This window comes from Candidatus Margulisiibacteriota bacterium (assembly GCA_028715625.1).
Classification (GTDB): domain Bacteria; phylum Margulisbacteria; class Riflemargulisbacteria; order GWF2-35-9; family GWF2-35-9; genus JAQURL01.
Genome location: JAQURL010000085.1, coordinates 1 through 9,700, shown reverse-complemented (window position 1 = coordinate 9,700; position 9,700 = coordinate 1). Strand labels below are relative to the sequence as shown.

9 protein-coding genes, 2 rRNA genes and 1 pseudogene are annotated in these 9,700 nt (G+C 41.1%); 3 read left to right on the top strand and 9 right to left on the bottom strand.

Features of this window, described 5'->3' with window-relative positions:
- From PHV30_10990 to PHV30_10975, 4 genes are all read right to left on the bottom strand, one after another.
- The coding region (locus PHV30_10990) for a 6-bladed beta-propeller (GenBank protein ID MDD5457537.1) at positions 1 to 1,101 on the bottom strand (1,101 nt) is incomplete at its 3' end.
- A gap of 648 nt (positions 1,102 to 1,749) precedes the next feature.
- The gene (locus PHV30_10985; GenBank protein MDD5457536.1) at positions 1,750 to 2,643 is read right to left on the bottom strand and encodes a zinc ribbon domain-containing protein; all 894 of its coding nucleotides are present in this window, start codon (positions 2,641 to 2,643) and stop codon (positions 1,750 to 1,752) included.
- Positions 2,644 to 2,654: 11 nt separating this feature from the next.
- Positions 2,655 to 3,794, bottom strand: coding sequence for a hypothetical protein (locus tag PHV30_10980; GenBank protein MDD5457535.1), 1,140 nt, complete (start codon positions 3,792 to 3,794; stop codon positions 2,655 to 2,657).
- A gap of 12 nt (positions 3,795 to 3,806) precedes the next feature.
- Positions 3,807 to 4,784, bottom strand: coding sequence for a 6-bladed beta-propeller (locus PHV30_10975; protein ID MDD5457534.1), 978 nt, complete (start codon positions 4,782 to 4,784; stop codon positions 3,807 to 3,809).
- A gap of 467 nt (positions 4,785 to 5,251) precedes the next feature.
- On the opposite strand from PHV30_10975, the gene PHV30_10970 reads away from it, so the two are divergent.
- The 3 genes and pseudogenes from PHV30_10970 (at position 5,252) to PHV30_10960 (ending at position 7,470) form a co-directional block, all read left to right on the top strand.
- Positions 5,252 to 5,515, top strand: a complete 264-nt coding sequence (locus tag PHV30_10970; protein MDD5457533.1) for a hypothetical protein — start codon at positions 5,252 to 5,254, stop codon at positions 5,513 to 5,515.
- 24 nt (positions 5,516 to 5,539) lie between these two features.
- Positions 5,540 to 6,418 (top strand): annotated as a pseudogene (locus PHV30_10965) (glycoside hydrolase family 18 protein).
- A 398-nt stretch (positions 6,419 to 6,816) separates the two neighbouring features.
- On the top strand, positions 6,817 to 7,470 hold the full coding sequence (locus tag PHV30_10960) for a hypothetical protein (GenBank protein ID MDD5457532.1): 654 nt from the start codon (positions 6,817 to 6,819) through the stop codon (positions 7,468 to 7,470).
- A 116-nt stretch (positions 7,471 to 7,586) separates the two neighbouring features.
- On the opposite strand, the gene PHV30_10955 is transcribed toward PHV30_10960, so the two are convergent.
- The 5 genes from PHV30_10955 to PHV30_10935 form a co-directional block, all read right to left on the bottom strand.
- The gene (locus PHV30_10955) at positions 7,587 to 8,279 is read right to left on the bottom strand and encodes a nucleotidyl transferase AbiEii/AbiGii toxin family protein (GenBank protein ID MDD5457531.1); all 693 of its coding nucleotides are present in this window, start codon (positions 8,277 to 8,279) and stop codon (positions 7,587 to 7,589) included.
- A complete protein-coding gene (locus PHV30_10950; protein MDD5457530.1) occupies positions 8,272 to 8,850 on the bottom strand; it encodes a hypothetical protein in 579 nt (192 codons plus the stop codon). Before PHV30_10950 ends, PHV30_10955 begins: the two co-directional genes overlap by 8 nt.
- A 109-nt stretch (positions 8,851 to 8,959) precedes the next feature.
- Entirely contained in the window at positions 8,960 to 9,118 is a 159-nt protein-coding gene (locus PHV30_10945; protein MDD5457529.1) for a hypothetical protein, read from the bottom strand.
- 286 nt (positions 9,119 to 9,404) lie between these two features.
- Positions 9,405 to 9,521 (bottom strand): 5S ribosomal RNA (rrf, locus tag PHV30_10940).
- A gap of 95 nt (positions 9,522 to 9,616) precedes the next feature.
- Positions 9,617 to 9,700 (bottom strand): 23S ribosomal RNA (locus tag PHV30_10935); the annotation flags it as partial.

Here is a 9,700-nt window from a genome sequence, read left to right as displayed (position 1 = left end):
TTCTACCGTGTAAAGCTTACCGTTTTTCCACACAGAGTCTCGATTCAAGCTAATAACTATCGGCATTTTAGCCAGATACTTCCCCTCTTCATCAAAAAGATCAAAATAAAACGTGTCTTTTTTGTTCCTTTTTCTTTCAAAGGTCTTAACAAATATCCTGCCCTTATCATCAACGGCTATATCACTAAAACACGGAAAACTATCGGGAAACTTTAGCTTCCCGCCAATTTTAATGAAACTTTCATATCTTTCCCTATAGAAATCTTTATCGTCATTCCGAATACGCATGCGTCTGTGTTTTTTCAGGATTTTCTTTATAAGTTTCCCCTCGGGATTAAGAATATCGAGCTCATATTTTTCAGAATGGCCTAAGATAATATTATCGTTGGCAAAAACATCAAAATAAAACGTCGGCCTGAGGATGTTATATTCTGTCCTGGCGGTTAAATCTTGAGGCTGTTCAGCCAGTGTAATTGGCGGCTCGAAATTTGAATTATACTTCCTCAAAACCTTTCCGCCCATCGGAGGAGGTCCTAATATTTCTAACCCTATAAGATTTCCTTGCTCATCTATTTTGACCAGCTGAGCGGGATGTTCTGTTTTCCAGTTAGCTTTCTGCCTGAGAAATCGTCCATCAAGAGAAAAATATAAAAAATGCTGGGTGGCGTAATCCTGGACAACAAGTTCATTATCAGCTGTGATTTGAAGGAAGAGAGGTCTTTGCATTTCACCCGGCCCCTGCCCTCTCCCTCCTATGCTTCTTAAATATTCGCCGTCCTGGCTGAAGACTTTGACCTCTGCCGCCCGGCTGTCCAGAACATAAATATGGCCGTTATCATCTACATCGAGACCATCGATACTTGAAAAAATATATTTGTCTGATTTATCGGCTGAGCCAATCTGAAGCTCTTCTTCAAAATAAATTATGTCTTTTCTATATATTGGCTGCGCAGGATTTCTGACAACTGTTATGCCTTTCTCATCTTTTATGCTGCCTCTCCAGGCTGATTCCTGCTGCCTGCAGCCAGCAGCATTAAACAAGATAAACGATAAGATTAAGGATGGAGTGACAAAGGCAGGGGCGTAAAATCTAGCTTTCATTTTACGGCCTATAATTTAGCTGGCTTGATATAACCTCAGGCCAGCTTTTCCGTTTCCACTCTGCATTTTTATTATAAAATATCCGGCTGACAAAAGGCAATGGCTAACTTTTCAGGCTTAAAGGGGCCAGACTAGGCGGCGCTTAGCAGGGCGGATTTCAGCTGCTAGCTGCTGAAGCTTAGACACGATCTTATTCTTTTTCTTCAAAAGTAGTTCTGACAGGACCGAAATAACTATAGCTTTTTTCTCTCCCATTTTAAAAACTTTTGCGCCCTACCTTATTTTTTATAATTTTTTGAACTTATATTGCCTGGATAAGATACAATTCAGCCTTCTCCAGGAGACGGTTGGCTTGATTACCTCCTGGCCTTAATCGGATTAGCCATTTTGATAATTGACCTTTCTATTATTGTTCTTGTTTACCTTATACCAATGGTTATAGCCTTCTAGAAAAGAGTTAAAAAATGGGCAAATGGATGTCACTTCAACTGCTTCCCGAGCTGAGGCATCTTTCTAACCAGACTATGAGGGTCGCCTCAGTATCCACTTTAAGACCAAGAGAAAACCTTAATATTCAGTGAAGTTAAGTTTGCCAAAATCACGAAGCCCATGTAAGGTTGGACAAAGGTGTGCTGTCACCGCGAGGAATTATTCATACTTTTTCTTTATTTTATCCAGGCAATCCGGACAAAATAACGAGCCTGAATCAGCAGAGAAAAGTCTTCCGCACGTTGCACATTCTTCCCAATAACCAGACAAGCCACAATACACACAGTAGTAACGAAATCCTTTTTCCTCAATTTCTCTGAGAGCAAAAGTTTCCCGCCCACAGTTTGGACATGTCTTTATCTTGCCCATTGATATCAAGAATGCCACGGCCCCGGCGTTCTTTTTTTCTCCACAAAACAAACACTCTGGATCCTCGTTATTTCCTGTAACCAATGTGTCCTGGTTGCAATCCGGGCACCAAAAAACTTTATCACTATCTACCTCCTTTAGTTTATCCTGAAGAGATTTCACTCTTGCCGTCACAAATTCCTGAATTGCGAGCAATTCTTCTTTGATTTCGTCAAAAGTCTTTTGGAACTCTTTTATATCCTGATTTAATTCTTTTTGACAAAAATCAATAACAAAATTATAGATAAAACCTAACAATGATTTTATTGCGTCTGCATTTACTTTTATTGCATAATGCTGGATCCTGTTACGATAATTCCTCAAAGATACAATGCTGTTAGACAGGCTTTTGTTTATTCGGATATCAGCTATTCTTTCCAGCCGATTCAAAGCCGATTTTAAATCAACCGAGACAAAATCGCCCGATTCTAGTGCTTGAAGGCTGGCTTTATCCGGATCCTCAAAAATAAGTGACCAGTGTTCCTTGACCAATCGCGATTTTAGGAACAACTCAATTGAAGCATCAAGGTGTAACACTGCATACTTCAGGGAACGGGGATCTTTACATTTGCTGTATTTTATCGCGCTCTCTACGTAATCAAAAGCATTGTCGAGCAAATTAAATTCCAGACTGAGTTCAGACATTTCTTTCCTTCTCAATTCCAGTCTAGGTTATATATTTTAAGCACAGACTTTTCATCAGACAGATCTTCAACAGCCATAAATTTCCCGTCAAGCCAGAGCTTAATGGAAAAGTCCCCTGAAAATCTGCCTGCCAATAATCCACCAGAGTCAAAGACGTCATAATAATGGCCTTTTCCATCCGACGCTTTCTCCCAGGTTCTGACGATGAGACGATTCTTCTGGTCAATAGTAAAATCTCGAAAGGGCTTATGGTAAACCATTTTCTTCAATCTTTCTATAGCCTGGGGAGAGGCTCGGTCCAGTTCTTTTTCTCTTTCTTCTGAGGTTACTTTGGCCGGCTCATATTCTTTTCTTATTTCCTTGAGCAAATTCCCTTCGAGGTCATAAATATAAAATATATACTGGTCACTTTTCCCGACGACTATTTTTTCATCGTTGGTCAACTTCCAACCAATATAGTGTCCGAAATAGAGAAGCTCAAGCTGATTAAATACCTCTGTTACCTCCAGCGAGACCAGCGTCTTCAGATAATTCAACTCTTTATCATACCTGGCTAGTTCAAAGAAAAATTTACTATCCTCCGCAACCAGTGTATCAGCAATAATGTCGTCACCGGCCGTAAATCTGATCTCTCCTAAATTGTCCAGGCTATAAGGAACCGTTCTTAATAATTTCCCTTGAGGCGAAAAAAAATAAAGAAGGAATTTCATCTTGTCCCTAATCATCACTTCACCTTGAGGGGTAATTATCAAATTTTTCGGCAAGAGCATCTTGTCCTTTTCTTCGCCTTTTCCCCCAAACTGCCGGACTAAACTACCGGCTTGATCAAAGACCTTGATTAAAGCCGATTCTCTGTCTAATACATAGATATTGTTACTTGAGTCTAGGGCGATCTCAACATTTTCCTTTGACTCAGGAAATATTATCTCTTTCCGCATGAATTCTTTCGTGCACTCCACGACTCTGACATATCTTAACTGATCTGGCTCTTTTTGATTTACTACGACCGGATGCTGCTGGTCATCAGTACTACCCGCTTTTCCATTCAGGGAAGCCTGCGAAACAGAAGCTAAAATAAAAGAGCTTAGAAAAAGTCCGCTGATCCTCTTTAGCCTGAGATAAATATCTTTACTTTTGACTTTAAAGGACATGGCCAATCTCCACTAATCAAGACCAGTGGAAGATAATTTAACCAGATATTTAGCTACATAAGGCGCATCGGACCTGACAACTGAGTATAAATAGCCATCTTCGTCCATCGCCACCGGGAAATGGTCTAATTCAAGTTTGGTCAAGGGCTTACTGTCCCTGATAAGTATTAATTGCGATTTTCCTTTTTCCCCGTCAAAGAGAGATACATATAATAAATCCCCGCGCTCGAAAATAGCATAATCCATTGACATAATGGCAAATCCACGCGCAAATTCAATCAACTGAGAAGGCCTGAAATAATCAGAAGGACGCTCGATCTTTTTTTCTAACCGGCCATCTTTATAAACGTAGATCTCAAACTTATAAGGATTAATAAAACAAACCCGGCCACTGGCCGTGCAATAGACCCTGAATGGCAATTTAGCGACAGGGAAATTCTTATATTTACTGAATTTGGAAGCTACCTCAAAAGGCTCGCCGAAAGAAGAAATATAGTTTCCCTGCTGATCATAGACCTGAATTATCCTGTCTTTTTTTAAGCCCACGGCCAGAATGTTACCATCTTTATCCACATCTAGATGATTCATCTGGAAATCGACCGGAAATGAGTTAATATATTGCCCGCTTTCAGCAAAGATGTAAATTTTTCTTGTCCCGCCAACAATGATATGACCTTTTTCATCGGTGGCGATGGATCGGAGATCATTGTCCAATTCCCCTGGCCCTTGACCTCTTTTCCCGATGCTCGCCACATAGTCACCAGTCTTAGTGTATTTTTGAATACGTGTGATTTTATCGTCTAAAATATAAATATAGTTGGAACTAAGAGCCAGATCAGCTATGTTCCCGATTATTTCCTGTTCCTTTGAACCGTCTTTACCGATAGTCAGCACAGGCGAGAGTTTAATTTCTTGAGCATAAGAGACGCCGAGGAAAATAAATAAAAAAATCAGACCAACCTTAAATTGGAAGAACCTTTTATCAGCCATTTTAGCCTCACCCCCTTTGAAATATTCACATATATATTACGACACATACACTAAATTTATTATAAAATCAAACAGGTCACTCTATCAGGTTAAGACATTATACTGGCTCACGTAGAGGTAGGCGCCTCTGAGAGAGAGCTTATACTGAATAATGAGGTTCGGTCGCGACGTGCTGGACAGCCGACAGTAGGAATAGGTGCAAAGGAGGCTGGCAAATTTCTGAGCATGGTACTTGAAAAAGCAGGGCTCCCTATTTGTTATTAAATTCATGGGAATAAAAAACTTTTCCTCGGAATTACAGATGGAATCACTGCCTGGTTATATGATATTAGAGATATTGGCTGACATCGAACTTATGAAGAAACAGGAGAGGACCATGACTGGCGCTGGAACGAGCAATGGCTTCCTCATGCGGCCTGGTAGATGTAAGCTATTTCAATAAATTGTTAGAAATGGAGAGGAGAGGGATGAATAACGTTTATCAAAAACTTTTAATAGCATTAATGGGCCTTTCAGCTGTTCTTGGGTTCAATTCCTGCCGCCAAAGCGTCGGAGATACCAGCCTGGTGGAAGATAACACAAAAGATAAAGTCGTCCTTGGCTATGTATTTGTAGAAAACAACTTAATCCAGCCGGAACAAATAGCTGCTCGAAAATTAACCCACATTAATTACGCCTTTGCTGATATAGAAAATGGTGTGATCAAAAAGGGATTCGAGTCTGACGAATAGAATTTTGCACTTCTTAACTCTTTAAAAAAAGAAAACCCTCGCCTCAAAGTCCTTATTTCCGTTGGCGGCTGGACGTGGTCTGGTAACTTTTCTGATACCGCTCTGACAGAAGAATCAAGAAGTAAGTTTGCTAGATCAGCGGCAGAGTTTGTCCGAAAATATAAACTTGACGGTATTGATATTGATTGGGAATATCCCGGGCTGCCGGGTATAGGTAATACGCATCGTCCCGAAGACAAGAAAAACTATACGCTACTCTTAAAAGCTCTAAGAGAGGAACTGGATAAATATGAAGAAGAAGACAAGAAGCACTATCTGACCACGGTAGCTGCCGGAGCAGCGGATGAGTTTGTCGAGGCGACGGAGATGGGGGAGGTGGCGAGATATCTCGACTTTGTAAATCTTATGACCTATGATTTTTGCGTGGCTGAGGCCGACCCCATTACCGGTCACCACACCTGTCTTTATACCAATCCCGATGCACCAAAGGATATATCAACGAATCACGCTGTCCAGAACTTTATTCGAGCCGGTGTGCCATTAGATAAAATTGTCATTGGTGCCGCCTTTTATGGCCAGGCCTGGGGAGAAGTGGATAGTAAAAATAATGGTCTTTTTCAGCCTGGCAAGCCAGCCTCGATTGATTCCTCGTATAAATCAATCAGGACGGAATTAGAAGGTAATTATGGCTTTAAAAGGTACTGGGATGATGTGGCCAAGGCTCCCTACCTTTACAGCCATTCTCGCCAGATATTTATATCTTATGATGATGCTGTCTCGGTTAAATTAAAATGCAATTACGTTATTGATCAACAGCTTCGCGGAATTATGTTCTGGGAATATAACGGTGATTATCAAAATGAACTGCTGAGTATTATGGCGGAAACGTTGCTAAGAAAATAAAAAGGTTCCAGAGAAAATAAAAGGTTGGCAAAAGCAGCAATTCCCGAATTAACCCGTCGGGCGGAATTAAGGGTTTGGTGGATAATCAGACAATTTAGCCACTTAAGTCTGTAGGGGCGGATCAACGGGTGGACCCGGGCAACGGCCTGCCTGATTTTTTATCCGGGAGCAGGCTTTATTACCAGGCTTTTCTCTTAAATTGGCCAGACCCAGTGGCGTCTATTTGGGCGTATTTCAGCTGCTAGCTGCTGAAGCTCGACTACCGTCTCAATCTTTTTCTCGAAGGGCAGTTCTGACAGGAATAAAATTAACTATAGTCTTCTTCTCTTTTATTTTGAAAACTTTTACGCTCTTACCTTATTTGTTATAATTCGTTGCAGTTATATTGGAGGGAAAAGATGCACTTCGGCCTTATCGAGAATGATTGGTTTACTTTTCTTCCGGTTCTAACCAAGTTAACTATTTTCATAATAGAATTTACTATTCTCGCTCTTGTTTACTTTATGCCCAAGATCATAGCTTCCTATAACAGAGCTAAAAAATTGGGCAAATGGATATCACTTGAGCTACTTCCTGAACTGATAAAGAATAGATTAAATCCCGCCTCAATCAAGCTGCCGACACTCAAGATGAAAGAACTCAAGCCAATAAAACAAATCATCAAACAGGAGCTGACCAAATTTAGTTCGCTTTCAATAATCACCATTTCAGATACTGTTAACAAATGCCTGGACTTATTCCTCGCTCCCCTGAAGGTTTTATCAAGACAACTCCTGGCTATAGGGCTCGGCTTAATTCTGTTTGGCCTGATTGGCAGTATCTATCATAATTATGACTTTTTTCTGGATATGTCCTTGATGGCATTTGGCGAAAACGGATCTATATCAGATTCAATTTTGGCCGAACTTGCCAGGTCAATGTGCATTTTTGTTTTGGCCCTTTTAGGATCCTTTATATATTTGATTTTGTATGCGTTTATCAGCACCTATCCACTAATCATTAAGAAAAGAGTGTCTAATACGTTATTGACGTCAGAAGAAAAGATAAATTGATATTTACCAATTTCGCTATCAATGGATTATTTACTGCCTTGCCAGAAAAGCTAAATGAAAATATTTTTTGCTCGGCTATCTGACTAAATCCTGTTGCCTCGCCAAAACCAGATCCATTACCTCTCTTGCTCCAACCTAATCTTCAGCAGGAAAATAGTATCTTTTTTTAAATTAGCCCTTGCCCAGGTTTTCTGTTTTTCATCCAGAAGCTCACCCATTCCGGCCAGAATGTTCCGGTCATTAAGGCTTTCCACAAATGCCAGGCATTTTCTCAAGTAATCTTTAAAACTCATCCTGGTGCGTTTCTCAACGATTTGTTTATTTACCGGCCAGCGGTTTTTTAAAAAATGCCAGACGTCGTAAACATCTCGATTGGCTGTTTTTTTGCGCTCCAGCATGGCTACCAGTTTGTGAGCGAACATATCTTCTCTGACCATGACCAGCATCGGAATGCCCAAATAGTTCTTTAGCTGGAAGCTCGAGCCAAAGTTTCTTAAATTAACTTCAATCTTAATGTTCTGTGCCTGGTCATCATAGGAAAGGACAAACAACAAAGTATGTTGCTTTCGGTGTTTTTCTTTTATAACTCCATATTGATCGAGGATCACCTCGAGTTTTTTATAAACGGAAGATTCCTGCTCACTGTCTAAAAGATCAAAGTCTAAATCTACCGAGAAACGCCCGAGGCGATAAAAAAGATAGGCAGCAGTCCCACCCTTAAAACCCAGAACCGGGCCAAGCGAAGTATCTGTATAGATATCTTTTAATATTTGAAGCAGGATGGTTTTATGGGTGTTGATATCAAGCATGGGCGGCCAGCTTATAATAGGAATTCAGCCTTTTCTCCATGGCCGGGTTGCCATAGATGTGAATTATCTCAAAGCATTTGTCCCAGTTAATGGAGGATAAGTTGTCGAAGTGATAGTTTTTGTTCAGGTATATTGTGTCCAGGAAAGCTCTTTCTTTGGAGGCAAAGTAATAATTATCTTTTGTCTCCAGGCCAAGGGAATTGGTCAAAATAGGCTCCTTTATTCGCCGAAAAACATAAGTCTGGCCGTCGCAGGATAACTCACGACTTAGGTAACTGACCACAAAAATCTGATCATAATGCTGGAAGACCACGCCCTCTCTGGCCAGGATAGTTTCCAGGCTAACATAAGACGGGGTGTATATTTTGACCGCCAGCTCCAGCCGGTCATAGTCTTTATCCTTGGCATAAATTCCCTTACGGATGGGGTAAAGCTTACCGGCCTTTACATAGCGATAGGCATATTTTTTAACCAGTCTGGCATCGGTTTCTTTCCAGATTAAAGACAGTTCCTTAAAAGTAAAGACTGTGTTCTCAGAACGGAGTAAGACTGATAAGCGATCTCTTTCCATAATCATAAACCAATAGTACCCATTTATGGGCACTTTTAGTTTATGCTTTTAGCCAAGGAAGTCAAGTCCCGGTATTTGACCTAACCCAGCAAATGCCAGTTTTTCAAGCTTAAATTGGCCAGACCCGGTGGCGCTTATCGGGGCGTATTTCAGCTGCTAGCTGCTGAAGCTCGACTACCGTCTCAATCTTTTTCTCGAAGGGCAGTTTAGCCAGCTGGCGGCGCCGCTCACTTTTTTTTTCGAAAACTCGTTCAGCAGATTTATTCATTTCCTCCGCCTTCCTCGAGCTTCCTCAGCCTATCTGTCAGGCCATATTTTTGGACGCCGGGATAAAAGACACATCCAGGCGATAAATCAGGATCGGCTTAATATAATAAAATAAGTGGCGGCAACTCCACCGCCAATCGCATAGAGTTTAATTATTCCCAGGTGGGCCATTGCTTCAATGGCAATAAGGGCTTTTCCCATCTCTCTTAATCCTGATTTTTTATGGCATAAAAAAAGGGGACACCAAAAGGTATCCCCTCTAATTAAAATTGCGCTAAAAATAAAAAACCCGGCAACGACCTACTCTCCCACGGAGTTTCCCCCGCAGTACCATCGGCACTGAAGGGCTTAACTTCCGAGTTCGGAATGGGATCGGGTGTTTCCCCTTCGTTATGGTTGCCGGGATTAATTATCGATTAAACCCGGGACACGTTCCCATAATAGGAACATATCCCATATGATTGCTAACAAAGCGGCATGTTTCACCTTGATAAACTTTATGGTCAAGCCTCACGGGCTATTAGTACTGGTTAGCTCAACGCATCACTGCGCTTACACACCCAGCCTATCAACCTCGTCATCT

Bases quoted from the DNA above. Each gene is read 5' to 3' on its own strand.
- PHV30_10985 (MDD5457536.1), bottom strand. From the start codon at position 2,643: ATGTCTGAACTCAGTCTGGAATTTAATTTGCTCGACAATGCTTTTGAT.
- PHV30_10980 (MDD5457535.1), bottom strand. From the start codon at position 3,794: ATGTCCTTTAAAGTCAAAAGTAAAGATATTTATCTCAGGCTAAAGAGG.
- PHV30_10975 (MDD5457534.1), bottom strand. From the start codon at position 4,784: ATGGCTGATAAAAGGTTCTTCCAATTTAAGGTTGGTCTGATTTTTTTA.
- PHV30_10970 (MDD5457533.1), top strand. From the start codon at position 5,252: ATGAATAACGTTTATCAAAAACTTTTAATAGCATTAATGGGCCTTTCA.
- PHV30_10960 (MDD5457532.1), top strand. From the start codon at position 6,817: ATGCACTTCGGCCTTATCGAGAATGATTGGTTTACTTTTCTTCCGGTT.
- PHV30_10955 (MDD5457531.1), bottom strand. From the start codon at position 8,279: ATGCTTGATATCAACACCCATAAAACCATCCTGCTTCAAATATTAAAA.
- PHV30_10950 (MDD5457530.1), bottom strand. From the start codon at position 8,850: ATGGAAAGAGATCGCTTATCAGTCTTACTCCGTTCTGAGAACACAGTC.
- PHV30_10945 (MDD5457529.1), bottom strand. From the start codon at position 9,118: ATGAATAAATCTGCTGAACGAGTTTTCGAAAAAAAAAGTGAGCGGCGC.